This window comes from Campylobacter sp. 2018MI34 (genome assembly GCF_016598975.1).
In the GTDB taxonomy this organism is placed as follows: domain Bacteria; phylum Campylobacterota; class Campylobacteria; order Campylobacterales; family Campylobacteraceae; genus Campylobacter_D.
Map to the genome: position 1 here is coordinate 1 of NZ_JAENKS010000227.1, position 402 is coordinate 402.

Here is a 402-nt window from a genome sequence, read left to right on the forward strand (position 1 = left end):
TTGCAGATGCGGTGGCCGGTCGCCGCCAGCAGCGGATTGTCGACCGCGGCGATCGCCAGCGCGCCGATCGAGAAGCCCTCGCTCTTGAGGAGGTTCATCTCCGAGATCTTTTCCTCGAGCGGGCAGCCGGCGAGCGTGACCCCGAACGGCGACTTCTGGAACGCACCGGTCTTGCGGTCCCTCAGGCCGCGCGAGCAGGAATCCTTGCCCTGGTTGTGGCACCAGATGCAGTAGTTGGTGTGATCGAGCGCGCGCACGAGATCGTAGCCCGCATCGGTCAGCGCGAAGCCCTCGCGATGGCGCAGCAGCGGCCGCGGCAGCTTCATGCGCGTCACGCCGTCCACGACCTCGGTCTCGATCGGAACGAGATGCTCGAAGTCGAGCTTGTGCGGCACCTTGAAC

At 66.2% G+C, this 402-nt stretch carries 1 protein-coding gene; it reads right to left on the reverse strand.

Annotated features, from left to right (window positions below; translation table 11 throughout):
* On the reverse strand, positions 1-402 hold a 402-nt coding region (locus tag JG676_RS08575; RefSeq protein WP_200217979.1), incomplete at both ends, for a hypothetical protein.